At 72.5% G+C, this 26043-nt stretch carries 19 protein-coding genes; 8 read left to right on the forward strand and 11 right to left on the reverse strand.

The features are described 5' to 3' along the window. Positions 1-6 precede the first annotated feature (6 nt). Entirely contained in the window at positions 7-2988 is a 2982-nt protein-coding gene (locus BS83_RS35595; protein ID WP_063774293.1) for a polysaccharide lyase family 8 super-sandwich domain-containing protein, read from the reverse strand. A gap of 347 nt (positions 2989-3335) precedes the next feature. Then, positions 3336-4403: a LacI family DNA-binding transcriptional regulator gene (locus BS83_RS35600; RefSeq protein WP_051944631.1), complete on the reverse strand. Its 1068-nt coding sequence runs from the start codon at positions 4401-4403 to the stop codon at positions 3336-3338. A 170-nt stretch (positions 4404-4573) separates the two neighbouring features. Here BS83_RS35600 and BS83_RS35605 point away from each other — a divergent pair, with 170 nt between their 5' ends. The 4 genes from BS83_RS35605 (at position 4574) to BS83_RS35620 (ending at position 9705) form a co-directional block, all read left to right on the forward strand. Beyond that, positions 4574-5725: a Gfo/Idh/MocA family protein gene (locus BS83_RS35605; protein ID WP_037607445.1), complete on the forward strand. Its 1152-nt coding sequence runs from the start codon at positions 4574-4576 to the stop codon at positions 5723-5725. Between the two features lie 91 nt (positions 5726-5816). Beyond that, on the forward strand, positions 5817-7001 hold the full coding sequence (locus tag BS83_RS35610; RefSeq protein WP_084714628.1) for a dihydrodipicolinate synthase family protein: 1185 nt from the start codon (positions 5817-5819) through the stop codon (positions 6999-7001). Between the two features lie 71 nt (positions 7002-7072). After that, on the forward strand, positions 7073-7888 hold the full coding sequence (locus tag BS83_RS35615) for a sugar phosphate isomerase/epimerase family protein (protein WP_051945754.1): 816 nt from the start codon (positions 7073-7075) through the stop codon (positions 7886-7888). Further along, a complete protein-coding gene (locus tag BS83_RS35620; RefSeq protein ID WP_084714632.1) occupies positions 7885-9705 on the forward strand; it encodes a glycoside hydrolase family 35 protein in 1821 nt (606 codons plus the stop codon). Before BS83_RS35615 ends, BS83_RS35620 begins: the two co-directional genes overlap by 4 nt. Before the next feature lie 117 nt (positions 9706-9822). Here the strand turns inward: BS83_RS35620 and BS83_RS35625 are convergent, their stop codons facing one another. From BS83_RS35625 to BS83_RS35640, 4 genes are all read right to left on the reverse strand, one after another. Next, positions 9823-10488, reverse strand: a complete 666-nt coding sequence (locus BS83_RS35625) for a thymidine kinase (RefSeq protein WP_037607446.1) — start codon at positions 10486-10488, stop codon at positions 9823-9825. Further along, entirely contained in the window at positions 10481-11665 is a 1185-nt protein-coding gene (locus tag BS83_RS35630) for an alkaline phosphatase family protein (RefSeq protein ID WP_037607447.1), read from the reverse strand. The genes BS83_RS35625 and BS83_RS35630 overlap by 8 nt, the downstream gene beginning before the upstream one ends. A gap of 179 nt (positions 11666-11844) precedes the next feature. After that, positions 11845-12435, reverse strand: a complete 591-nt coding sequence (locus BS83_RS35635) for a DUF5998 family protein (RefSeq protein ID WP_037607448.1) — start codon at positions 12433-12435, stop codon at positions 11845-11847. A gap of 31 nt (positions 12436-12466) precedes the next feature. Next, on the reverse strand, positions 12467-15112 hold the full coding sequence (locus BS83_RS35640; RefSeq protein ID WP_037607449.1) for a bifunctional acetate--CoA ligase family protein/GNAT family N-acetyltransferase: 2646 nt from the start codon (positions 15110-15112) through the stop codon (positions 12467-12469). 301 nt (positions 15113-15413) lie between these two features. Between BS83_RS35640 and BS83_RS35645 the strand changes: the two genes are divergently transcribed. Beyond that, positions 15414-15692: an HPr family phosphocarrier protein gene (locus BS83_RS35645; RefSeq protein WP_037607450.1), complete on the forward strand. Its 279-nt coding sequence runs from the start codon at positions 15414-15416 to the stop codon at positions 15690-15692. A gap of 175 nt (positions 15693-15867) precedes the next feature. Continuing rightward, positions 15868-17655 carry an AMP-binding protein gene (locus BS83_RS35650; protein WP_037607451.1) on the forward strand — a complete coding sequence of 596 codons (1788 nt, stop codon included), beginning with the start codon at positions 15868-15870 and terminating at the stop codon, positions 17653-17655. Between the two features lie 92 nt (positions 17656-17747). On the opposite strand, the gene BS83_RS46835 is transcribed toward BS83_RS35650, so the two are convergent. Beyond that, complete coding sequence (locus tag BS83_RS46835; RefSeq protein ID WP_232248602.1) at positions 17748-18125, reverse strand: YrdB family protein; 378 nt, start codon at positions 18123-18125, stop codon at positions 17748-17750. A 380-nt stretch (positions 18126-18505) separates the two neighbouring features. On the opposite strand from BS83_RS46835, the gene BS83_RS35660 reads away from it, so the two are divergent. Continuing rightward, positions 18506-19657, forward strand: coding sequence for an ATP-grasp domain-containing protein (locus BS83_RS35660; RefSeq protein ID WP_037607452.1), 1152 nt, complete (start codon positions 18506-18508; stop codon positions 19655-19657). 85 nt (positions 19658-19742) lie between these two features. Here BS83_RS35660 and BS83_RS35665 read toward each other — a convergent pair whose 3' ends face one another. Continuing rightward, positions 19743-20474: an alpha/beta hydrolase gene (locus tag BS83_RS35665; RefSeq protein ID WP_037607453.1), complete on the reverse strand. Its 732-nt coding sequence runs from the start codon at positions 20472-20474 to the stop codon at positions 19743-19745. 147 nt (positions 20475-20621) lie between these two features. Between BS83_RS35665 and BS83_RS35670 the strand changes: the two genes are divergently transcribed. Further along, positions 20622-22058 carry a glycosyltransferase family 39 protein gene (locus BS83_RS35670; protein ID WP_051944634.1) on the forward strand — a complete coding sequence of 479 codons (1437 nt, stop codon included), beginning with the start codon at positions 20622-20624 and terminating at the stop codon, positions 22056-22058. Positions 22059-22126: 68 nt separating this feature from the next. Here the strand turns inward: BS83_RS35670 and BS83_RS42555 are convergent, their stop codons facing one another. From BS83_RS42555 to BS83_RS35685, 3 genes are all read right to left on the reverse strand, one after another. Then, entirely contained in the window at positions 22127-23524 is a 1398-nt protein-coding gene (locus BS83_RS42555) for an HNH endonuclease signature motif containing protein (RefSeq protein ID WP_198035379.1), read from the reverse strand. Between the two features lie 155 nt (positions 23525-23679). Next, positions 23680-24678 carry an outer membrane protein assembly factor BamB family protein gene (locus BS83_RS35680; protein WP_037607454.1) on the reverse strand — a complete coding sequence of 333 codons (999 nt, stop codon included), beginning with the start codon at positions 24676-24678 and terminating at the stop codon, positions 23680-23682. A gap of 144 nt (positions 24679-24822) precedes the next feature. Beyond that, positions 24823-26016: an RtcB family protein gene (locus BS83_RS35685; protein ID WP_037607455.1), complete on the reverse strand. Its 1194-nt coding sequence runs from the start codon at positions 26014-26016 to the stop codon at positions 24823-24825. Between the last annotated feature and the right edge of the window lie 27 nt (positions 26017-26043).

Raw genomic sequence — 26043 nt, forward strand, 5'->3', positions numbered from 1 at the left:
CCGTGCTCAGGGGTGCGTGACCACCTCCAGCACCGGACGGTCGGCGGCGTTCTCGCGGCTGTTGAACACCGCCGCGAGACCCGCCGCGCCGAGCGGCCCGAAGACCGTGAGCGACACCTTCCCGTCCCCGCCCGCCCCAGGCAGGGCCGCCGCCACGGCGGCGGTGACGTCCAGACCCACCCAGTCGTAGGCGCTGGAGATCCGGCCGGTGCCCAGCGCCGCGCCAAGGGCTGGCGCGGAGCTCCAGGTCACGCCGGTCTCGGTCCAGGTGTCCGCGCCCGAGGCGAAGGCCTGCACGGTGGTGAGGGTGCCGCCGCTGTCCTGGACCTGCCCGTAGAGCCAGAGCACCGCCCGGCCGACGGCGCCGCCCAGCTGCGACACGTCGAAGGAGAGCAGCGCCTGCCTGCTGTAGCCGGACCCGGAGGTGTCGGTGTTCTTCACCACCAGCGTCGTCGCGGTGCCGTAGTTGACGCCGGCGTAGGCGGACCCGTCGCGCACGTAGGTGTCCGCGGTCGGCGCGAGCAGCACCGCCGTCCCCGGCGCGGGCGCGGTGCCCGAGGTGGTGAGGGTGACCGTGCGGCTCGCCCCGTGCGCGCCGCCGACCTCCACCAGCAGCGTGACCCCGCCCGAGGTGCCCAGCACGGTCACACCCTGGCCGGGCGCCGCCGAGAGGTAACCGGAGCGGGCGATGGTGACCTGGACCGTCGCCGCGGTCCGCGAAGGATCGCTCACCGCCACGGTCAGCGTGCCGCTCTGTTCGCGCATCAGCACGGACGCGGGCGCCGAGACGGTGATCGGCCCCGCGCTGCCCGCCGCGTAGAAGTTGGCTGCCGTGACGCCCGAGGCGCCGTCGCTCACCGCCTGCACGGCCGCCGTGTTGGCCACCACCGTGACCTGCGGTGACGCGGCCCGGGCGGCGGCTGCTGCCGCGTCGGCGCCCGGCATCAGCAGATAGCTGTAGCCGGCGCTGCCCGGGTCGGTGCCGTGGGCGAACCAGAGGGTCAGATAGCGGCGCGTCAACGCGGTGGTGTCGGCCCCGGTGTTGATGTCGGACCAGGCTCCGGTCCTGGCCTCGCGCAGCGCATGGACCGTCGCCCCGCCAGGGAACACGTAGCCGCCGAAGCCGGAGACGACGATCGACTGCGCACCGGTGAAGGTGTTCGACCAGCCCAGCGTGGTCGGCTGGGCGGTTCCGTCGACGGTGAGCGCATGGGTGCCGTTCGCGCCGAGGTTGCGGTTGTCGATCACCGTCTCGACCGGAACCCCGTCGGTGCAGCTGATCCCCGCCCCCAGGCACATGACCGAGTCGTCGAAGAAGAACCACGACTTCTTCCCGGTGATCGTGCTGCTCAGTCCGCGCAGGTCCTGGCCGACCGCGGCATAGCTGCCGTCCGTCGCACCGCCGACCCACACCGCGGCCGGGTGCGAGGCCCCCCAAGCGCCGCCCGCCCCGTCGGCCAGGGCCACCGTGGACACCGTCGTGCCGGGGAGGCGGTACGGGTCGACCGTGGGCCAGAAGGCGTCGGAGTACTGGCCGTTGCCGTAGCCGGCGCCCCACCAGTAGAGCATCCCTTCGTCGGTGTGCCAGCCCCTGAGGTTCTCGCCGTTGCCCGTCTCGTAGTAGGTGGTCCTGGCGCTGGCCATGCTCACCGAGGCGGCCCAGCCGGCCCGGCGGAACACGGCCCGGTCCATGCCGAAGACCTGGGCGCCGACCGGCTCGGCGGCGGCCGTGACCGTCGCGTCGTTCACCAGCGTCTGGGCCCGTGCGAGGCCGGGTATCCCCGCGGTCCGGTCATCGAGCATCGGGCTGTAGTAGTCACGCTGCACCCAGCCCTTGACCATGCCCTTCCAGCTCGCCGTCTGCGCGGCGGGCGCGACGCCGGCGTCGGCGAGCAGCAGGATCCCGTTGATCAGTCCGTGGCCGCGGGTGTGGTCGTCCTGCTGGATCCGCAGCGGGTCGCTGAGCTGCACGCCCCGGCTGATCGCCCGTCCGGACACCCCGTCCATGACCAGCCCGTTGAAGAGGAACGGCGCGTAGGCGCGGGCGACCGAGTCGTAGAGGTTCTGCACGCCGGGGTCGGTGACCGCCCAGCCGGAGCCCGACAGCAGGTAGAGCAGCGACGCGACGCCGCCCAGCAGCACCGCGCCGTAACTGCCGGTGTAGGGCAGGTAGGTGTGCTGGATGAACGAGCCGTCCGCGTACAGGCCGTCGCCGTTCAGCACGTAGGGGAAGACCGGCGAGAGCGCCGCCTGCGCGGTGGTCAGCTTGGCCGAGCTCCGGCCCAGCACGCCGCGCAGCGCGAGCACGTGGCACAGGTCGACGCGGTTGGCCCCGGTGCTGGTGCCGCTGTAGGCGGCGACGGCGGAGTCGGGCACGAAGTGGTCGACGGCGGAGCAGTAGTTCGCGATCTGGGCGGAGGTCAGCTGCGCGTACATGAGCACGCAGATGTCCTCCAGCTGCTCCGGGCTGCCGATCTGCCAGTCCCACCAGTTGTCGTACGTGGTGGTGGTCGGCGTGTAGGCGTGGGCCTGCATCCAGTCCAGGCCGGTGGAGACCGCCGAGGCCAGGGTGGCGCTGCCGGTCTGTCCGGTGCCCGGCTGGACGTAGGCCAGCGCCATGGTCCGCAGCCGGGCGTAGCTGGTGGTGACGTTGGCCGAGACGGTCCCGATCGGCAGGTCGGGCCAGAGCGATCCGCCGGTGGGGGCCATGGCGGCGAGGTCCGTGGCCGCCTGGCTGCCGATCGTGCCGAGCATGGCGGCGAAGGGCGCGGCGGTGGGGTCGAATCCGGTGCCGGTGAGCAGTTGCAGCCAGCGGGCGCGCAGTGCGTCGTACGCGTCGGCCGCCTCGGCGGGTGCGGCCGCACCGAGCAGGCCGCCGGCCGTGAGCGCCGTGACGGCGGCGCCGAGCTGCAGGAAACGGCGGCGGCTGAGCGGGTGCGGGACGGGAGCGTCGGAGTGGGCTGCGGGGGTGGTGGAGCGGCTCTGCATCAAGGCCTCCTTGCCTCGAAACGTCCGTTCCGGGCGAGGGAGGCGCGCCGCCGCGCCGGTCCCGAGAACGGCGCGGGCTGGGGAAGGCCCGCTTCCGTTCCCGGACGGCATGACGGTAAACGCTTTCCAGACGACGGTCAACGCCCCGCACGAAGGGACCGCCGAGCTCGGGAGCGCACCTCCGCAGGCCCCCGCGGCGCTCAGGCTCGCTCTCGACGCACCCGACGCCGACCCGCAGGACGCCGGCCCGCGCCATGCCGACCCGCACCATGCCGGCCCACGCCATGCCGACCCACACCCTGTCGACCCGTACCGCGTCGGCCCACGCCGTCTCGTCCCGGGCTCCGCTACCGGGGCGCCGGCCCCGTGCTCTCCCTGAGGATCAGTTCCGCGGGCAGCTCGACCTGCCGCGGCACGTCCGCGCCCGGCTCCAGGACGAGCCGCAGCGCCGCCTCGCCCGCCTCCTCCAGCGGCAGCCGGACCGTGCTGAGCGCCGGGCGCAGATCCACCGCGAACGGCACGTCGTCGAAACCGACGACCGACACCTGCTCCGGCACGGAGAGCCCGAGGTCGTCCCTGAGCCCCGCCAACGCGCCCGCCGCCATGACGTCGTTCAGCACCAGCACGCCCGTCAGCTCGGGCCGCTCGGTCAGCAGCCGAACCGCGGCCTGCCGCCCGCCCTCGCGGGTGAAGTCCCCGGAGCGCACCGCCCCGGGATCCAGCGGCGCACCCAGCGCACGCAGCGCGCGACGCGCCCCGTCGAGCCGGTGGCGCACCGTCAGCAGGTCGTCCGGACCGGAGACCACCCCGATCCGCCGGTGCCCCAGCTCCCACAGACCGCGCACCGCCAGCCCGCCGCCCGACCGGTTGGCCATGGCCACGGTGTCCAGGTCAGGACCGCGATCGCCGATGCAGACGACCCGGCCGCCGTCGGCCTCGAAGCCGGCGGTCTCCTCCGCCAGCCGTTCCGTCACCGCTGCGTCGACCGTGCCGCTGCCGGCCAGGATCACCGCGCGGGCGCGCTGGGCCCGCAGTCCCCGCAGGTACTCCAGCTCCAGGCCCGGCTCGCGGAAGGTGGCGGCGATCATGACCAGCAGGCGCTGCTCCCGCGCGGCCCGCATCGCCCCGGCCGCGATCGCGCCGAAGTACGGGTCGGCGACGTCGTGGACGACCAGACCCACCACCGAGCTGGTCGAGCGCGCGAGCGCCTGGGCCGGGGCGTTGGAGATGTAGCGCAGCTCCTCGGCCGCCGACTCGACCCGCCGCCGCAGCTCCTCCCCGACGGTCCTGGTTCCGCTGCCGTGGAGCACCCGCGACGCGGTCGCCAGCGAGACGCCCGCGTGCTCGGCCACCTGCAGCAGCGTCACGCCTCCGCCGGTGCGGGCCGGACGGGTCCTTGACCGTGGATTCGCCATGCTCGTAACGTACCCCTTGGAAAGCGCTTTCCCATACTTTCCCGAAGGTGCCACCAGCGGCGCTGCAGACCCGGGACACCCGGCGAAGACCCGGCAGAGACGTGCTGGGGCCACCCGCGTCCACCCTCCGCCGCACCACCATGACGAGCGAACGAAAGAGGACTGCGCCCATGACACACAGGTCCATCGGCATCGTGATGAACGGCGTCACCGGGCGCATGGGCTACCGCCAGCACCTGGTGCGCTCCGTCCTCGCCCTGCGCGAGCAAGGCGGACTCGCCCTCCCCGACGGCACGGTGGTCATGCCCGAACCGGTCCTGGTCGGCCGCAGCGAGGAGAAGCTGCGCGCGATCGCCGAGCGACACGGGCTCACCCGCTGGACCACCGACCTCGACGCCGCCCTGGCCGACCCCGCCAACGAGATCTACTTCGACGCCCAGCTCACCCAGGTCCGCGAGAAGTCGCTGCGTGCGGCGATCGCCGCGGGCAAGCACGTCTACACCGAGAAGCCCAGCGCCGACTCCCTGGACGCGGCCCTGTCCCTGGCCCGCGCGGCCCGCGACGCCGGGGTGAAGAACGGCGTCGTCCAGGACAAGCTCTTCCTGCCCGGCCTGTTGAAGCTGAAGCGCCTGGTGGACAGCGGCTTCTTCGGCCGGATCCTGTCCGTGCGCGGCGAGTTCGGCTACTGGGTCTTCGAGGGAGACTGGCAGCAGGCGCAGCGGCCCTCCTGGAACTACCGGGCCGAGGACGGCGGCGGCATGGTGCTCGACATGTTCCCGCACTGGCACTACGTGCTGGAGCGGGTCTTCGCCCCGGTCCGCTCGGTCTACGCCCAGGCCACCACCCACATCGCGGAGCGCTGGGACGAGCGCGGACAGGTCTACCGCGCCACCGCCGACGACGCCGCCTACGGGGTGTTCGAACTCGACGGCGGCGTGATCGCACAGATCAACTCCTCCTGGGCGGTCAGGGTCGACCGGGACGAGCTGGTCGAGTTCCAGGTCGACGGCACCGAGGGCAGCGCCGTCGCCGGTCTGCGCAACTGCCGGATCCAGCACCGCGGCACCACGCCCAAGCCGGTGTGGAACCCGGACCTGCCGGCCACCGAGCCGTTCCGCTCCCAGTGGCAGCAGGTGCCGGACAACCAGGAGTTCGACAACGGCTTCAAGGTCCAGTGGGAGCGGTTCCTGGCCCATGTCGTCGCCGACGCACCGTTCCCCCACGACCTGCTCGCGGGCGCCAAGGGCGTGCAACTGGCCGAACTCGGACTGCGCTCCTCCCGCGAGGGCCGCCGCCTGGACGTCCCCGACCTCAGCCTCTGACCCACCCGCTCTCGTCCCCACCCCCTTGCTCCCACCCCCGCCGCTGCCCCCGCCCCCGCCGCTGCCTCTGCCCCGACCACCAGGAGCATCCGTGTCCTCCCTCCTGCTGCCGCTCGACGGCGTCGCCACCCGCTACGAACTGCCCCACGTCCCGTCCCCGCTCGCGACACTGCCCGCCACCGCGCCGCCCGCCCGCAGCCGGACCGTCTTCGCCGCCGCGCACGTCGTCGCCGACCCGACCCGGCCGAACGGTCCCGGGCTTCCCGCCGCCCTCGACTGGGAGGCCACACTCGCGTTCCGGCGCCACCTGTGGTCACTCGGTCTCGGCGTCGCCGACGCCATGGACACCGCCCAGCGCGGCATGGGCCTCGACTGGCCCGCCACTCGCGAACTCGTCGCACGCACCGGCGCCGCGGCGCGCGACCTCGGCGGCCTGCTCGCCTGCGGTGTGGGCACCGACCAACTGGGCGCGGTGACCGCCGGTGACGCTCATTCGCTCAAGACGATCGTCTCCGCCTACGAGGAGCAGTGGGAGGTCGTCGAGAACGCCGGCGCGCGGGTGGTGCTGATGGCCAGCCGGGCCCTGGCCCGCACCGCCGCCGGACGTCCCGAGGACTACGCGGAGGTCTACGGCCGGCTGCTGGCCCAGTCGGCGCAGCCGGTGATCCTGCACTGGCTCGGCACCGCCTTCGACCCGGCGCTCGAGGGGTACTGGGGCTCGGACGACCTCGACCGCGCCACCGAGCTGGTGCTCGGGATCGTCCGCGACCACGCCGACAAGGTCGACGGCATCAAGGTGTCGCTGCTCGACGCCGACCGGGAGATCGCGCTGCGCCGGGCGCTCCCCGACGGCGTGCGCCTCTACACCGGGGACGACTTCCACTATCCGGAGCTGATCCTGGGAGACGAGCGGGGCTTCAGCCACGCGCTGCTCGGCGTCTTCGACCCGCTGGCCCGCCACGCCGCCGCCGCGCTGGACGCGCTGGACCGCGGCGACACCGACCGCTACCGGGCGGTCCTCGAACCGACCGTGCCGCTGGCCAGGCACGTCTTCGCCGCGCCGACCCGCCACTACAAGACCGGCGTCGTCCTCCTGGCCCATCTGGCGGGCCACCAGGACCACTTCACCATGGTCGGCGGCCAGCAGGACAGCCGCGACGTCGCCCATCTGGCCCGGCTCTTCGTCCTCGCCGCCGAGGCGGGCGCGCTGCCGGACCCGGATCTCGCCGCCGCCCGGATGCGCGCCTTCCTCCGTACGAAGGGCTTCGACCAGTGACCGTCCACCCCGCGCCGCCCGTTCCCGCCACGCCCGTTCCCGCCCCGCCGGTACGGCTCCCGGCCCCCGGGCTGGAACTGCTCTCCCTCAACACGGCGACCACCAAGCACTGGACACTCGCCGAGGCCGTCGCCGGATGCGTCGAGGCGGGCATCTCCGGCATCGGACTCTGGCGCGACCGGGTCGCCGAAGCCGGGCTCGACCGGGCGGCGCGGCTGGTGCGCGAGGCCGGACTGACCGTCACCAGCCTCTGCCGCGGCGGTTTCTTCACCGGCCCGGGGTCCGACGCGGACAACCGGCGCGCCGTCGACGAGGCGGCCGCGCTCGGCGCCGACACCCTGGTCCTGGTCTGCGGGGGGCTGCCCGAGGGCAGCCGCGACCTGCCTGCCGCCCGGCGCCGGGTCGCCGCGGGGATCGCCGCCCTGGCTCCCTACGCCGAGGCCCACGGCGTGAAGCCGGCGATCGAGCCGCTGCACCCGATGTTCTGCGCGGACCGCGCCGTGGTCTCCACCCTGGGACAGGCGCTCGACCTGGCCGAGGCCGCCGGACACGGCACCGGAGTCGTCGTCGACACCTACCACGTCTGGTGGGACCCGGAGCTGGAGACCCAGCTCGCCCGCGCGGGCGCGGCCGGACTAATCCACGCCTTCCAGGTCTGCGACTGGCTGCTGCCGCTCCCCGCCGACGCGTTGCTGGGCCGCGGCCACGTCGGCGACGGCTCGATCGACGTTCCCCGCATCGCCGGACTCGTCGCCGAGGCCGGCTACGGGGGCTGGACCGAGGTCGAGATCTTCAACCAGGAGATCTGGGACACCCCCGGCGCGGAGACCCTGCGGACCCTGACCGACCGCCACCGCCGCCATCTCGCCCGGGGAGCGCGCCGATGACGCTGACCGTGACCACCGCCGCCACCTCCACCTCCTCCGCCACCTCGGCCGACCCCGCCACCACCGGCTTCCTGCGCGACGGCGTCCCGCACCGGATCGTCTCGGCCGCGGTGCACTACTTCAGGATCCACCCCGACCAGTGGCGCGACCGGCTGCTGCGGCTGCGCGCCATGGGCGTCAACACCGTCGAGACCTACGTCCCCTGGAACCTGCACGAACGCGAACGCGGCAGCTTCGACTTCAGCGGCTGGAAGGACGTGGCGGCCTTCGTCGGGCTCGCGGGCGAGCTGGGCCTGGACGTGATCGTCCGGCCCGGGCCGTACATCTGCGGGGAGTGGGAGTTCGGCGGCCTGCCCGCGTGGCTGCTGGCGGATCCCGCGATCCGGCTGCGCCGCAGCGAGCCCCGCTACCTGGCCGCCGTCGACGCCTGGTTCGACGCCGTGCTGCCCCGGCTGACGCCGCTCCAGGACGACCGCGGCGGGCCGATCGTGGCCATGGGGGTGGAGAACGAGTACGGCAGCTACGGCAACGACACCGCCTACCTGGCCCATCTGCGCGACGGGATGCGCGCCCGGGGCGTCAGCTGTCTGCTGTTCACGGCCGACGGGGCCGAGGACCGCTTCCAGCTGGGCGGACGCCTGCCCGGGGTGCTGACCACGGGCACCTTCGGTTCCCGGCCCGCCGAGGCGCTGGACTGCCTGCGTCGGCACCAGCCGGAGGGGCCGCTGGTGTGCCTGGAATTCTGGGACGGCTGGTTCGACCACTGGGGCCGGCCGCACCGGGTGCGCGATCCCCACGACGCCGCCGCGACACTGGACGCGCTGCTCGCCGCCGGGGCCTCGATCAACATCTACATGGCGCACGGCGGCACCAACTTCGGCTGGTGGAACGGCGCCAACCACGACGGCACGCACTATCTGCCCACCGTCACCAGCTACGACTACGACGCGCCGGTCGGCGAGGCGGGCGAGCTGACGCCCAAGTTCCACGCCTTCCGTGAGGTCATCGCCCGCCATCTGGGCCCGATCCCGCACCCGCTGCCGGCGCCCGCGCCCCGGTCGGCCCCGCAGTCGGTCCGGCCGCTGGAGCGGCTGGCACTCGCCGACTGCCTGGACGAGCTGGGCAAGCCGGGGCACTGGCGCGACCCCGAACCGATGGAGACGGTCGGCCAGTCGCTCGGTCTGATCCACTACCGGACCCGGCTGCGCGGTCCGCTCGCCACGACCGAACTGCGGGTGGACGGGGTGGCCGATCGCGCCCAGGTCTTCCTCGACGGCGAACCGATCGGGCTGCTCGAACGGAACCGACCCGAAGAGTCGATCACGCTGAGCGTCCCCGCCGAGGGCGCCGAGCTGGAGCTGCTGGTCGAGAACCAGGGCCGGATCAACTACGGTCCGCTGCTCGCCGACCGCAAGGGCATCACCGGCGGCGTGCGGCTGGACGGGCAGTACCAGTTCGGCTGGGAGATCCGGCCGCTGCCCCTCGACCCGCTGCCGGAGCTGCCGTTCGCGACAGCCCGGGAAACGGGGAGCGCCCCCGGCCCGGCCTTCCACCGCTTCGAGCTGGACGTCCCGACCCCAGCCGACGGCTTCCTGGCACTGCCGGGCTGGACCAAGGGCGTGATCTGGCTGAACGGCTTCACCCTCGGCCGCTACTGGGAGATCGGCCCGCAGCGCACCCTCTACGCCCCCGCGCCGCTGTGGCGCGCCGGACGCAACGAGGTGGTGGTGCTGGAACTGCACGAGCCCGGTTCCGTGCTGGAGCTGAGGGACCGGCCCGACCTCGGCCCGACCGAGACCGCGCCCTGTGACTTCTGACAGGAGTGACGTCTGACGGGAGTGACGTCTGACAGGAGTGATGCCTGACGGGAGTGACGTCTGACAGGTGCGAGGTCTGACAGGTGCGCCGCCTGACGGGCCGGGCTCGCGGTCGGATCAGATCTGCTGCCCCGAGGCGCTCTCGAACGGAAGCACGTCCGGCGAGAGCGCCCCGGCGCGGGCGGTCGCGGCCGTCATCTGCCGCCGGTGGTGGCGGCGGCACAGCACCTCGTAGCCCACCTGGTCCGCGTTCACGGCCACATCCCCGACCACGACCTGCGCGCCCTCGACGACCATCACCCCGCCGACGGTCCGCGCGTTGTGCGTGGCCCGCGCGCCGCACCAGCACAGCGCCTCGACCTGCAGCACCTCGACCCGGTCGGCCAGTTCGATCAGCCGGGCCGAGCCGGGGAAGAGCCGGGTGCGGAAGTCCGTGGTGATGCCGAAGGTGAACACGTCGATCGAGAGGTCGTCCACGATCCTGGCCAGCTGATCGACCTGTCGTGATTCGAAGAACTGGGCCTCGTCGCAGATCAGGTAGTCGATCCTGGCGCCCGCCGAGAGCAGCGCGACCACGTGCGCGTGGAAGTCGAGGTCGTCGCCGACCTCCACCGCCTCGGTGCTCAGGCCCAGCCTGCTCGACAGGATCGCCGCACCGGCGCGGTCGTTGCGGGTGAAGATGATCCCCTGCCGCCCGCGCGCCCGGTGGTTGTGGTCCATCTGCAGCGCCAGCGTCGACTTGCCGCAGTCCATGGTCCCGGAGAAGAAGACGAGATCAGCCACGACGCACCTCCAGCAGCGGCACCAGCTGCTCCGACGGGTGCATCGACCCGTGCAACCCCACCATCGACGACTCCCCCGGCTCCCGGCGCGTGGCCACCACGGCGGCGTCCGCGGCCGCGACCGCGACGACGTCGCCGATCCGCCCGCGCACCCGCTCCTCCACGACGGGCCCGAACCAGCCCGCCGTGACCGCCTCGTCGCGCGAGGCGATCCAGAACCTGTCCCCCAGCTGCTCCCGCCAGGCGGCCAGCACGTCGGCCTCGGCGCCCGGCTGGGCGTAGACGTGCCGCGCCCGGCCCTCGCCGCCCAGCAGCAGCACACCCTCGCGCAGCTCCTGCTGTTCCGGCGCGTCGAAATCGACGCGCGCCCCCGCCGCCGGGTCGACCGGAAGGTCGACCATGCCGTGGTCGGCGGTCACGTAGAGCGCCGAGCGCGGCGGCAGCTGCTCCGCCAGGCGCTGTGCCAGCCGGTCGACCACCATCAGCTGACCCCGCCAGGCGTCGGAGCCGACCCCGTGCCGGTGGCCCATCGCGTCGAGCTCGCTGTAGTACGTGTAGACCAGGGCCCGGTCGGAGGCGGCCAGCCGCTCGGCGGCCAGGTCCGTCCGCTCCTCGCCGGAGAGCCGGCCGAGGAACTCGCCGCCCGAGAGCGCGACCTCGGTCAGCGGGGTGAACTCGAACATCGGCGAGGAGACCTGGCAGGTCGGGACGCCCGCCGCGTGCGTCTTCCGGAACACGGTCGGATGCGGCTGCCAGGTGCGCGGCGTCACGTGCGGCTGCCAGCGGAGCTGGTTCATCAGCCGCTTCTCGCCGGGGATCCTGACCAGATAGCCGGCCAGGCCGTGCTCACCCGGCGGGCGGCCGGTGCCGAAGGAGGCCAGGCTGGTCGCGGTGGTGGACGGGAAGCCGACGGTGAGCGGGCGGCCGCTGCCCGCGAGCGAGCTCGGCAGCAGTGAGGTGAGGAACGGTGCCTCGTCGGGGTGACTGCGGATCAGTTCCCAGCCCAGGCCGTCCACCAGGAAGACGCAGACCCGGTCCGCCGCCGGCAGTTCCAGCCCGGTCGGGGGCACGCCGTCGGCGCCGGTCAGACCGAACCCCGCCGCCACGGCAGGCAGGACGTCGGCGAGCGAGGCTGTGCCGTAGGCGGGCACCGGCGCGGCGGAGAGAGGGAGAGTCATCAAGTCGTTTCTGTGCGGGCCGCCGGTGCCGGCGGTGCTGCCGGTCGCTCCCGGAAGCAGGAGTACGGAGAAACCCTGGGACAGCGAAACGGCGGGACGGGGAGAACGGGGGACGGAGAACCTGCGGGACGGCGAACCGGGGCACGGCGCAACCGTGGGGCCGGGTGGCGGCCGGCCCGTCACTCCGGTGTGCGGGCCGTGGCCTCCGACAGTGCCTGGGCGAAGGCGAGGGCCTGCGCCACCGTCTCCGGACCGTCCCCCGCCTCGCTCACCCGCAGCGACAGGTCGTCGGCGGTCGAGGAGCCGGTGTAACCGTGGTCGGCGTCGCAGTTCGGGTCGCCACAGGCGGCGGGCTCCAGGTCGATCCGGGAGACCGCGCCCCAGCCGATGGTCAGCACGACCTCGCGCGGCAGGGTGCCGCGCGTGTACTGCTCCGGGTTCGCCACGACGCGGCTGACCACGACGGACGAGATCCGGTCGATCTTGACGCTCTCGGTGGAGGTCGTCGCGTAGGGCACCGGGGAGGTGTCGTCCGCGCCCTGCTCGTCGGTGTGGCTGACGATGAAGCGCGTCCCCGTCAGCACCAGCACGGTGACGTGCCGGCGCACCTCGTTGGCGTCGAAGGTGGTCTCCTGGTGGACCAGGAAGGCGTCGACACCGTCGCTGCCCACGGCCTGCTCGACGGCCTCGGACACGAGGGTCGGGTAGTAGCCGCTGCGCTCGATCGCGGAGCGCAGCCCCTGGGTGGTGGTCGTACCGGTCTTCGCCATACCTACCATCCTGGCACGACCGGGGCCGGACTCATGCCAGCGCGCGCGGCCCCAGATCCGTCCGTGCGGGCAGCCGGGCCAGTCGGACCCCCGCTCCCCGCACGGTCAGGCCCCGCGGCGCGACCCGTACCGGATCGAGTGTGAGCGAGGCGACCTCCGGCAGGTCGTCGACCAGCTGGGACACCCGGAGCAGCAGTTCCTCCAGCGCGGCGGTGTCCACCGGCTCGGATCCGCGCCAGCCGAAGAGCAGCGGGGCCGCCTTGACCTCGCGGATCAGCGACGCGGCCTCGGACCCGGTGGCCGGGATGAGCCGGTGCGCCACATCACCGAGCAGCTCGGAGGCGGCCCCGGCCAGCCCGAAGGAGAGGATCGCGCCGACGGCCGGGTCGACGCTGGCGGAGATGGTGACGTCGACGACCTGCTTCGGGTCGGACCGGGTCGCGTCGGCCTCCTGCGGGGCGTGCGCGTCGAGTCCCACGCCGTAGCAGGCGAGCAGCTGCGCGGTCGTGGCCTCGTCCAGCACCGCCTCGGCCCGCTTGCCCTCCAGCGCCTCGGCGACGATCGCCCGCGCCTGCTGCTCCGCGACGTCCTCGAAGTCGGGGAAGGTCCGCTCCACCGCGCTCCGCTCCCGCCAGGCCGCGTAGCGCACCGCGTGCGCCAGCGCCCGCACCGCCCGCTCCGGCCGCGGATAGCCCGGCACCCGCCATGCCGCACCCGCGGCATGGCCGTCGACGCCCGCGTCGACCTGGTCCCCCCCTCCGACCTGGTTCCCGTCCCCGATCTGGTCCCCGTTCCCGATCTGGTCCAGCAGCTCCGGCATCGCCAGATGCACGATCAGCATCGGCTTGCCCGCCTCGCGGGCCCGCCGCGCCGACTCGCGCAGCGCGGCGGCGAACGGGGCGGTGTCGAGCAGCGGCGCCCGCTCCGGCAGCGGGGCCTGCGCGAGCAGGCCGGAGCCGGGGAAGTGCGGGAATCCGCCCGCGCCGATCGGCGGGATCACCACCGCGACCACGGCGTCGCTGTCCGGTCGGTCGATCGCCGCCTTCAGGCCGCGGCGGAAGTCGTCGGGCCCCGCGCCGGTCGTCAGGTCGTGCGGGAGCAGCGGTTGGAGTCCGGCGCTCAGCGCGGCGTCGTGGGTGAGCAGACCGAGCGAGTCCGAGTTGCCGACGATGGCGATCCGGCCGCCGGGCGGCAGCGGTTGGTGGGCGAGCAGGTCGGCGGCGTCGTAGAGCTCGGTGATGGTGTCCACCCGGATCACTCCGGCCTGCTCGAAGAGAGTGTCGACGGTGCTGTCCGCCATCCGGGTGACGATGCCGGTGTGCCCGGCCGGGATGCTCCTGGTGTCCCGGCCGCCCTTCACCACGACCAGCGGCTTGCGCGCCGCCACCCTGCGGGCCAGCCGGCTGAACTTCCGCGGATTGCCGAAGGACTCCAGATAGAGCAGCGCCACGCCGGTGGCCTCGTCCTCCTCCCAGAACTGCAGCAGGTCGTTGCCGGAGACGTCGGCCCGGTTGCCGACCGAGACGAAGCTGGAGATGCCGAGACCGCGCCGGTACGCCGCCTCCAGCAGCGCCGCGCCGATCGCGCCGGACTGCGAGAAGATCCCCAGCGGCCCGGTGCCCGGCAACTGCGGCGACAGCGAGGCGTCCAGGCGCACCTGCGGATCGGTGTTGATCAGCCCGAACGCGTTCGGCCCGAGCACCCGCATCCCGGCCGCCCGCGCCTGCCCCACCAACTGCCGCTGCCGGGCGCGCCCGTCCACCCCGGTCTCGGCGTAGCCGGCCGTGATCACCACCAGTCCCCGCACGCCCGCCGCGCCGCAGTCGGCCACCACGTCGGGGACCTGCTCGGCCGGTACCGCGACGACCGCGAGGTCCACCGGCTCCGTGACGTCGCCGATGCGCGCGTGCACCGGCACCCCGTCGAGCTCGGTCAGCGGCGCCGCCGCCTTGTTGATCGCGTACAGGCTCCCGGTGAAGCCGCCCGCGACCAGGTTGCGCAGCAGTGTGCGCCCCACCCCGAGCGGGTTCCTCCCGGCTCCGATCACCGCGACCGAACGCGGCGAGAAGAGGCGCTGCATCGACCGGGCTTCCGCGCGGTGCTCACGCGCCCGCATGACCGCCAGGGAATCCTCGGTGGGTTCCAGGTCCAGCTCGAAGTGGAGGACGCCGTCGGTGTAGCTGCGCCGTTGGATGTATCCGGCCTCGGTGAAGACCGTCGCCATCTTCCTGTTGTCCGGCAGCACCTCCGCCGTGAAGCGGAGGATCCCGCGCTCCCTGGCGCAGGCGGCGATGTGCTCCAGGAGCGCCGAGGCGACGCCGCGCCCCTGGTGCGCGTCCTGGACCAGGAAGGCGACCTCGGCCCCCGTCCCCGAGCCGGAGGGCCGTCCGGCGGCGTCGATCCTGTCGTACCGGACGGTGGCGATGAACTCGTCCCTGACCAGGACCGCCAGCCCGACCCGGTCGACGAAGTCGTGGTGGGTGAAGTGCCGCACGTCGCGGGCGGAGAGCCTTGGGTAGGGAGCGAAGAAGCGGTAGTACTTCGACTGGTCGGAGACCCGCTGGTAAAAGGCCACCAGGCGGTCGGCGTCGTCCGGGACGATCGGCCTGATCCGCGCCGTGCCGCCGTCACGCAGCACGATGTCGGCCTCCCAGTGGGCCGGGTAGCTTTCGCTCACGTGCCCAGGTTATCCGCCGTCGCAGGCGGGTACCGTGCGACTCGGCAGGCCCGACGAGGCGGTTGCGCCCCGTCCGGCACTCGGCTCACCACACGGCCGGCGAGGTCGTCGACGACATGAGCGGAAGGGCGGGATGAAAGGCCTGAGTTGCGTCCGACCGGCTGCGAACGCCGCGATGCGGCGGAGACCGTGCGAGAATGGTCTAGACAACATCGGGGCCCGGGCGGACCGGCAGGGCGCAGAAAGCGCCGAATATCCTGAGTTGTCCGATTGAACCTGCACCTCGCGAAAGGCACGCACCATGGCAGAGCGCCGCGTCACCATCGGATGGCCCGAGGGCCTGCATGCCCGTCCCGCCTCCGTCTTCGTCCGCGCCGCGGGCGCCGTGGGCGTTCCGGTGACCATCGCCAAGAACGGCGGCGACCCCGTCAACGCCGCCTCGATGCTGGCCCTGCTGGGCCTGGGTGCCCAGGCGGGCGAGGAGGTCGTGCTCGCCTCCGACGCCGAAGGCGCCGACGCCGCGCTGGACCGCCTCGCGAAGCTGGTCTCCGAGGGCCTGGACGAGTTGCCCGCCGCCTGACCCGCGGGCCCGTCCCATCACTGCACCCGTGCACACGCAGTCCGCAGAGGGCCGCGTCGCTCCCTCCGAGCGGCGCGGCCCTTTGCGTTACCGGCCTCGGCGTTGCGTGCTTGACCGGCCCGCGGTCGGCTGGAACGGTGTGTCCGGCCGGTGCGGCCCCTCGGGAGGAGAAGCAATGGACCTGGCAGACACGCCCGACCGGAGGCCGGAGGGATCCGCGTCCGCGGAGTTCCGCGCCGCACGGGACCATCTCCTCGCCCACCGCGGCGACATCGCCGGCGCCCGCCGTTTCCCACGCCCCCACGCCGAGCACTTCAACTGGGCCCTGGACTGGTTCGACGTCGAGGCCAGGGGCAACGACCGCATCGCACTGCGGGTCGTCGACCTCGCGCCGGACGGCCGGGAGACCGCCGCGACGGCCCTCGGCTTCGCCGAGCTGAGCACCCGCTCGGACCGCGTGGCCGGGTGGCTGCGCGGGCTCGGCGTCACCCGCGGCGACCGGATCCTGCTGCTGCTCGGCAACCAAGTGCCGCTCTGGGAGGTGATGCTGGCCGCGATCAAGCTCGGCGCGGTCGTGATCCCGGCCAGCACGCTGCTCTCCGCCGAGGACCTGGCCGACCGCGTCTCCCGCGGCGACGTCCGGCACGTGATCGCCGAGTCGGGCCTGACCTCAGGCTTCGCCTCCGTCGGCGGGGACTGGACCCGCGTCGCGGTCGGCGAGCCGGTTCCCGGCTGGCTGCCCTACCCCGACCCTTCGGACGACGGCCCCCTCGCCGCGGACGGCGTCGGCTTCACCCCGGACGGCCCGACCCGCGCCGAGGACCCGCTGCTCCTCTACTTCACCTCCGGCACCACCAGCCGCCCCAAACTGGTCCAGCACACCCACCGGTCCTACCCGGTCGGCCACCTCTCGACCATGTACTGGATCGGCCTGCGCCCTGGCGACGTGCACCTCAACGTGTCGTCGCCCGGCTGGGCCAAGCACGCGTGGAGCAACTTCTTCGCCCCGTGGAACGCGGGAGCGGAGATCCTGGTGGTCAATCAGCCGCGCTTCTCCGCCCGTCCGTTGCTCGACGCGATGGTCCGCCACGCGGTGACCTCCTTCTGTGCGCCGCCGACCGTCTGGCGCATGCTCGTGCTGGAGGACCTCGCCCAGTGGAAGCCGCCGATCAGGGAACTCGTGGGCGCGGGCGAACCGCTCAACCCCGAGATCATCGAGCGGGTGCGCGCGGCCTGGGACGTCACCCTCCGCGACGGCTTCGGGCAGACCGAGACCACCGCCCAGGTCGGCAACCCGCCCGGTCTCACCGTCAAGCCGGGCTCGATGGGCGTGCCGCTGCCCGGCTACGAGGTGGCCCTGGTCGAGCCGGTGACCGGCGTGGTCGTGACCGAGCCAGGCGCGGAGGGCGAGCTCTGCCTCCCCCTGACCGGGACCACCCCCGACAGCGCGCCGCTGGGCCTGATGACGGGCTACCAGCAGGACCCCGAACGCCAGGCCGAGGCGACGGCCGGCGGCTTCTACCACACCGGCGACGTCGCCTTCAGGGACGCCGACGGCTATCTCACCTACGTCGGGCGGACGGACGACGTCTTCAAGTCCTCGGACTACCGCATCTCACCGTTCGAGCTGGAGAGCGTGCTGATCGAACACCCGCTCGTCGCCGAGGCGGCCGTGGTGCCCTCCCCGGACCCGGTGCGGCTCTCGGTCCCCAAGGCCTACGTCGTCCTGGTTCCCGGCGCGAAGCCCGACGCGGACGCGGCCCGGGCGATCCTCGCCTTCGCCAGGGAGCGGCTCGCGCCCTACAAGCGGGTCCGGCGGCTGGAGTTCGCCGACCTGCCGAAGACCGTCTCCGGCAAGATCCGACGTGTCGAACTGCGCGGTCGCGAGGGTGAGCTCCACGGCGGCGAGACCCCGGTCCGCGGCGAACTCGAGTTCTGGGAAGAGGACTTCGCCCGCGCCTGACCCGACCACCGGAGGCGCGAGGGCCTATGGCCCCCGCGCCTCCGGCCGGGTGGGACACGTCGGGCCAGGTGCGCCGGACGAGGCAGACCGGATCAGTCGGACTGGGTGTCGCGCTGACGGGTCATCGCCTCGCGGTCGGCCGTGGCGACGGCGGTGTTGAGCAGGGCGACCACACCGAAGACCAGTGCGAAGGTGTGCGAGCCGGTCGCGTACACCGCCGCACTCGAGAGCACGAAGACCAGCACCTTGAAGACGATCACCAGCGGCAGTGCGATCTTGTACTTCGCCCGCGGGGCCGCGATCATCCCCCAGCTCCACGCCATCACCGCCGGAGCACCGAGGCCGAGGAGCAGGTGCACCAGGATGCCGGAGCCGGTGTGGAACCCCCACCACGCCAGTGCGCCGAGCGCCACCAGCTCCAGGGCGAAGGCGAGTCCCTCGTTGAAGTAGTGCAGCGGCTTGGGTATCACGGTGTGCTCCTCAAACTGATCGCACTGGGCCGGGAATCGTTTTCGAGAGCAGTGCTCTCGAACAAGAACAGTGTGCGCGCCGCGAATGCCTCCCGTCAAGAGCACCGCTCTCGATTGGGAGCAGTAGTCACGAATTCCTTCGCCCAGCCGCTTCCGAAGGCTCCCCCGCACGCCCCGCAACATGCCGCGCGCCCCTCCCGAGGCAGCTCGACACGCACGTGTGTACGCGCTCCGTGTTAACGCCCGATGACGCCTGAACTCCCGCGCGTCCCCGCACTCGCGCTACCCCCTCCCCACGTGATCTGATACGCCCACGACCCGCGCGGAGCGCCCCCGGTCGGACCCCATATCCGCTTTCGGCCTTCGTCCCGGAGACCTGCGTGAACGACTCCCTGCGCATCTGGCTGAACCGCACCTACGCGGAGAACGCCTTCTTCATCGGCCTGCTTCGGTCCAACCCCGACGGCCGGCCCGTCACCGTTCACGCCACCCATGTGGATCCCGACTCGCCCGTCCTCCGCGCGGCAGACGTCCCCGGCCTCGAACCCGACGGCCTCTCCGCCGCCGCCTACGTCGAGTTCGCCCTCGACCACTGCGCCCGGCACGGCATTCAACTCTTCCTCCCCCGCCTGCACCAGCACGCCGTCGCGCTCCGGCGAGAGGACTTCGCCGAACTCGGCACCACCGTGCTCACCCCGCCCGCCGAGGCCATCGAACTCTTCGCCGACAAGGCCGCCGCCTATCTGGCCCTCGCCGAGGCCGGACTGCCCGTGCCGCCCTGGTGGCGGGTCCGCGACGCCGCCGGACTGGTCGCCGCGGTCGAGCAGATCGAGGCGGCGGGCGACACCCCCTGCCTCAAGCCCGTGACCGGCGCGGGCGGCGAGGGTTTCCGAGTCCTGACCCGGACGCCCTTCAACCTCTCCCGGCTGGCCGGTTCGCCGAGTTGGCACGTCACCCTGGACCACGTGGTGCAGGCCCTGGAGGCGGCCGAGGCCGACGGCCGGTCACATCCGGTCGACTGGCTGGTCATGCCGCACCTGGCCGGCCCCGAAGTCTCCGTCGACTGCCTCGGCGCCCCCGACGGAAGCCTGCGCGCCGCCGTCGGCCGCACCAAGGACGGACGCCGACGCGGGTTCACGCTCGACAGCGCCTACCTGGAACCCGCACAACTGCTCGCGGAGACCTTCGGCTTGTCGTTCCTGACGAACATCCAGTTCCGGCACCACGGCGGGGTCCCGGTGCTGCTCGACATCAACACGCGCCCCTCCGGCGGCCTGCACCAGGTGTCCCGCTGCGGCCTCAACCTCCCGTGGGCCGCGATGCTCCTGGCCCTCGACGAGCACCCGGGCGACCTCGCCGTCCACCGCCTCGGCGACGACTACACGCTGATCTCCACGCCCTACCCGGCGCTCGGCCCCAGCCACCTGCTCACCCCTCCGACGAGCCTGCCCATCCCGGGCCAGCGCGCGGTCACGGAGTCCGAGGAGAACACCGCCGAAGCCGGCGCGGCCGCGAGCTCCGCCGTCGGCTGAACGACGGCGGGGGTCGGTCGACGGCGGGTGCCCCATCGGCGGGGTGCCGACGGCCGCCTGCGGAGGGTCGTCCTCGGACGGTCGCTCAGGCGGCCACCGCGGCAATGGTCGCCGCCGCGTCAACCAACACGCGCACGGTCGTCATCCCGCCTTCGTGGGCGTGTCCCGCGAGGGCGGGCCGGCAGCGCTTCAGCTCCGGCGCGTACTCCGCCATCACCACGCCCGCGTGATCGGTCGGCGTCTCCGTGTAGACGACCGGCCAGTCGTGCTGCTCCAACGCGGCCGCGAACTCCCGTGAGCAGCGGACGTCGACGACCGCGTCGGCCGTACCGTGCACCAACTGCACCGGAATCGGCGGCTCCTCCGTCACCAGCAGATCCTCGCAGGCCGGAGGCCCCATCCGGGGATCGCTGGAGGTGAGGTAGTTGCCCGCGATCCCGACCACGGCCGCCGGACGCCACCCGTCCCACGCGGCCGGTCGCAGCGTCGTCGCCAGCGCCGTCCGCGCCCCGAGCGACCATCCGGCGAGCACCGCCCGCTCCGCGTCCCCGCCCCAGTCGGCGACGCGCTGCCGGACGAACTCGACCGAGCCACGCAGGTGCGCCCAGCCGCCGTCCTCGGCGTCGGAACGCCAGTCCGGCACGACGACGAGCAGGCCCTGCGCCGACGCCTCCTCTGCCAACGCCCCCAGCACGTCCCGCTCCTGCGGGCCGCGTCCGTGCCACAGGAGAACCGTCCCCTTCGGCTCGTCCTCCGGCACATGGACATCCAGCAACTTGGCCCCCGACCCGTACCGCAGGCCGCTCACCACCGGCATCGCTCTGGCTCCTCGTGTCGCGCGCTGTACCGTCGTCCCGTCGTCCGACAGGGCTGCTGTTGACCATCAGCATGCCCCAAGGCCTCTGCTCCACACCGTTTCGACCGCTCCATTCACACAACCGCGCGAGGCTGTCACCCTGACGAGGTGACCCCGAGACTCGCCTGGGCCCGGATCGCACCACCGCTGCTGCTCGCCACCGCGGTCCTGCTCGCCACCGCGGGCCGCTACGGCTACCACCGCGATGAGCTGTACTTTCTCGCCGCGAGCCGCCATCTCGCCTTCGGCTACGACGACCAGCCGCCCCTGGTGCCGCTGATCATCCGACTGGAGACCGTGATCGGCGGCGACTCGGTGGAGGTGATCCGCGTCGCACCGATGCTCTTCGCCCTCGGACTCGCATTTCTCGCGGCCCTCTGCGCCCGGGAGTTGGCGGGCGACGACCCGGTCCGATCGCGGCGCGCCCAAGGACTGGCCGCGATCGCCGCCTGCTGCAACATCCTCGTACTCTTCGGCGGGCACCTCTTCGTCACGGCAACGCCGGACTTCTTCTTCTGGGCTCTCATCATCTGGCTCGTGCTGCGCTACCTCCGGACCAGGGACGACCGGCTCTGGTACGCCATCGGCGCGGCCGCCGGGCTGGGCATGCTCAACAACAACCTGATCGTCCTGCTCGCCCTCGCGCTGCTCCTGGCCGCTCCCCTCACCGGCCAGGGCGAACTCCTGCGCAGGCGGGCGCTCTGGGGCGGCGCGATCCTGGCCCTGCTCATCGCGTCGCCGGACTTGATCTGGCAGGCCACCCACGGACTGCCGGAGTTCCGGATGGCCCGTCACATCTCCAGCTGGGACGAACGGATCCAGCTCATCCCGTTCCAGTTCGAGGCGGGCACGACGCTGAGCTGGATCTGGATCCTCGGCTGGTTCCGCCTCCGCGCGGACCAACGGTACCGACTGCTCGCGTACGCCTTCCTGCTGTCCCTCGCCCTGGTCCTGGTGACCGGCGGCAAGCGGTACTACCCGGCCGGCTGGTACCCCCTGCTGCTGGCCGCGGGCGCGGTCTGGCTGGCCGAACGCTGGCCCCGCCTGCGCACGACCTTCGTGGTGACGGCGACGATCGGGGCCCTCATCGCCCTGGCCACGGGCCCACCGGTCCTGCCGGTGCCCGTCTACCGCCACCTCATGGGCCTCAACGCTCAGAACGCCGAGACCATCGGCTGGCCACGCTTCGCCGCCACCGTGGCCACCGTCTACCGCGCCCATCCCGGCGCCACCCTGGTCGCCGAGAACTACGGCGAGGCCGGCGCCCTCGCCCACTACGGCCCCGCTCTCGGCCTCCCCACCCCCTACGCCGACCAGAACGGCTACGCCCGCTTCGGGCACCCGGTCGGGTTGTCCGCCACGACCATCGCCGTGGGCTTCCCACCGGGCGGGTTGGCCCAGTACTGGACCTCCTGCATCGTCGCCGCGCACTTCGACAACGGGCTCGGGGTCGACAACCAGGAGCAAGGCCGGACGGTGCAGGTGTGCACGGGGCAGAAGCAACCGTGGGAGCGGATCTGGCCGGCGAGCCTGCGCTATTCGTAAGCGGGCATGCGTGTGGGCGTGCCGATGGGCCGCCGGGTGGGCGGCTCATCGGCACGTTGTGGGGTTGTTCAGCGGGGGTAGCGGGTGTTGGGGGGTGGGGGTGTGTCCGGGGGCGGGACGGCTGTGGGTCTGCCGTTGCTCATTTCGAGTTCCCAGCCGGTGTGGTGGAGGTCGGTGTGGTGTTCCCCGCAGAGCAGGGCCAGGTTGTCGAGGCTGGTGTGGCCGCCGTCGGCCCAGTGGGTCAGGTGGTGGGCCTCGCACCAGGTGGGCGGGCGGGTGCAGCCGGGCCAGACGCAGTGCCGGTCCCTTGCGATGACCGCGTCCCGCAGGTGCGCGGGGACGGTGCGGGTGGCGCGGCCGATGGAGACCGGCTTGCCCTGGCCCTTGGTGAGGATGACGCGGAGCTGGCAGTCGCAGGACTCCTTGCGGGCCTGCCACCGCGGAAGATGGAACCCCCGCGTGGAGGTGGCGACACCGACCGGGTGCAGCAACCCCGACACATCGTCGTCGGCCGGGGACCCTTCGGGGTCGTCGTCGGTGAAGGTGGGGTGGGCGGGGCACTCCTCCCGCAGCGCGTCCAGGTCCGCGATGACCGTGAAGTGGGGGCGCTGACCACCGGTGGTGGGCAGCTTGTCGCAACCCAGCGCCAGGTCGGCGACGGCTTCGAGGGCGTCGCCCATCCGCTCCGAATGCGTCCGGGTCTCCCCCTCCACGGGGGTGCCCATCGCCGCCTCCAGCGCCACACGCAGCTTCTCCCCCGCCACCGCCGACAGCTCCGCCGTCAGCACCCAGAACGGGTCATCGCTCGTGCCGGTCTGCGACAGCCTCGCCGTGGACCGGAACAGCGCCGGGGCATCCTTCACCGCCGGCTCCTGCTCCTCCACCAGATGGGCGCGAACCTGCCGGGCCGCCTGCTTCAGCTGCCCCAGGTGGAGTTCCTTCGCCTGCCCGACCAGGAGTTCTTCGGCCTGGGCGCGGGCCTGCGGGTCCTCCACGTCGGTGATCTCGTGGGCGATGACCTCCGCCTGACTGGCCGAGAGTTCCCCGTCGGTGAGGGCGGTGCGGACGGTGCGCAGGGTGTCCAGGCGGCGGGCCCGCTCGACGAGCTGCTTCGCCGCCCGGTCGCTCAACTGGCCGTGCGTCTGCAGGAACCCCTTCACGGTCCGGGAACGCGTGGCGGCCACCGCACCCGTGCGGTCGAACACCGCCACCCGACGCGCCAGCTCCGCCCCGACCATCTCCTCGAAGCGGACCAGCGCGAGGAGCTGCTCGGCCTGGAACGGGGCACCGGCCGCACACAGGGTGTCGTCGTCCTCCGCCGCCAACGCGGCCAGGAACGTCATGCACGAGGCGGGCAGGGTCCGCAGCGGCTCCGTGCTCGCAGCACGGGCCTGGCGGGAGCTTGAGGGAGTCAGGGGATCCGCACGGAACACGTCCCCCAGCGAGGCGGAAAACACCTCACCCATGGACGCATCTCCGTCTTCACACCCGCCCCCGAACATCGAGGCGTCCATAGAACAATTATGACACCCCACCAAGCCCCACACCATCACTCACAAGAGTGAAAACCCCCAGCTCACACGGCCTTTACCGCCTCACCCACCGCGCTCACCCACCGCGCTCACTCCCCGATCCGAATCGCCATCAAAGTGCCGCGAGTGACCACCAGAGCCACGTCAGGCGCCTCGACCGGACCGGCTGCGTGCACGCCCGCGATGCGGCGGCTCACCGACGTGCGCCGGACGGTGCGGCCGTCGTGGTCCAGCCGGAGCAAGGTGCCCTGGTCGCCCCCGATGAGCAGTTCGGGGCCGGCCGGGACGATTCCCGGTGCCAACCACTGGCCGATGTCGACCCGCCACAGGAGGTGCCCGTCGGCGGCGTCGTAGGCGGTACCGCCCTTGGCGTCCGTCAGCCACAACAGCCCGCCTACCAATCGTGCGCCGGCAGGCGTGAGATCGCTGTCGTGCCGTGCCAGCGTGCGGATCTCGTCGGTGCCCAGCCGGAGTTCGACGACGGTTCGCCGACCCGACTGGACAAGGACCCGCCCCGGTCCGCCGAGGGCGAAGATCCGCGCGTGATCCGCCGACCAGAGCGGTTCCGGGAGGGTCCAGTGGCCCCGTTCGCTGCCGTCGTGGACGTCCAGCAGGCTCATTTCCGAGCTGCCAGGGGCGCCGATCAGCACTCCCCCGCAGTGAGCGAAAGGACGGACGGTGGCAGGGCGGCCTGACCTGCTCCAACGAAGCCGCCCGGTTTCCGAGTCCAGCGCCGTCAGATCGGTGTATCCGCGCCAGCCCCCGATCAGAACGGTGTCCTCGGTGGCGGTGATGTAGCCCGTGAAGCGGGACAGCGGGAGGTTCCACAGGACAGCGCCCGAACGCACGTCCCAGCAGGTGAGCGCGTCGATGTTCTGCGCGATGCCGAAGCATCGGTCACCGGTGACCGCCACGGCACGGGGCCACAGGCCGAAGGGGACGTCCCAGCGAACGCTGCCGTCCGACAGGTCCAGGCAGACCAGCCGGGTCCAGCGCTCGTGGACGACCACGCAGCCGTCGGCGACGGCCAGCGCACTTCCGGAACCGCGCTGGTGCAGGTCACGCTCCCACAGGACTTCTTCCGCCATCTCCGCACCTCAGCTCGGCTCGGCTCGGCTCGGCTCAGCTCGGCTCGGCTCGGCTCAGCTCGGCTCAATGTTGCCGCCCAGGACGACACGGATGCGGGCGCGAACCCTCGCGGTTCGCGCCCGCATCCGTGTGCGTGGCGTCTGTCAGCCCTTGACGCAGACGACCTGCTTCAGCTGGGCCACGACCTCGACCAGGTCGGTCTGCTGGGCCATGACCTTCTCGATCGGCTTGTACGCGCCCGGGATCTCGTCCACGACGCCGGAGTCCTTACGGCACTCCACGCCCCGCGTCTGCTCCTCCAGGTCCCGCACGCCGAACGTGCGCTTCGCCGCCGAGCGGGACATCTTCCGACCCGCTCCGTGCGAGGCCGAGTTGAACGCCGCGGCGTTCCCCAGGCCCTTGACGATGTAGGAGCCGGTGCCCATCGAACCCGGGATGATCCCGAAGTCCCCCGAGCCGGCGCGGATCGCGCCCTTACGGGTGACGAGCAGCTCCTCGCCGTCGTAGGTCTCCTCCGCCACGTAGTTGTGGTGGCAGGAGATGACCTGGTCGAAGGTGACCCTCGCCTTGGCGAACTCCCGCCGGACGATGTCCTGGAACAGCGCCATCATCACCGCGCGGTTGCGCTTCGCGTACTCCTGGGCCCAGAAGAGGTCGGCCCGGTAGGCCTCCATCTGCGGGGTGGCCGCGATGAAGACCGCGAGGTCGCGGTCGACCAGGCCCTGGTTGTGCGGAAGGGAGCGCGCGACGCCCATGTGGTGCTCGGCGAGCTCCTTGCCGATGTTGCGCGAGCCCGAGTGCAGCATCAGCCAGACGGAGCCTGACTTGTCCAGGCACACCTCGATGAAGTGGTTGCCCGAACCGAGCGAGCCCATCTGCTGCAGGGCACGCTCGCGGCGCGCCTTCACGGCAGGGGTGAGCCCGTCGAAGCGGGACCAGAAGTCGTCCCAGCCGCTCGCGGAGAAGCCGTGGATCCGGCCGGGGTCGACCGGGTCGCGGTGCAGGCCCCGGCCGACCGGGATGACCTGCTCGATCCTGGACCGCAGGCGGCTCAGGTTGTCCGGCAGGTCACGGGCGGTGAGCGAGGTCTTGACCGCGCTCATGCCGCAGCCGATGTCGACACCGACCGCGGCCGGGCAGACGGCGCCCTTCATTGCGATCACGGAACCGACGGTCGCGCCCTTGCCCAGGTGGACGTCGGGCATCACGGCCAGTCCGTGGATCCACGGGAGCGAGGAGATGTTGCGCAGCTGCTGCAGCGCCTGGCTCTCGACCGTGGCCGGGTTGGTCCACATGCGGATGGGCACGTTGATGCCCGGAATTTCGGTGTACGACATGGGAAAGGTTCTCCTGGGATCAGGCTA

The organism is Streptacidiphilus rugosus AM-16, from assembly GCF_000744655.1.
GTDB classification, from domain to species: Bacteria; Actinomycetota; Actinomycetes; order Streptomycetales; family Streptomycetaceae; genus Streptacidiphilus; species Streptacidiphilus rugosus.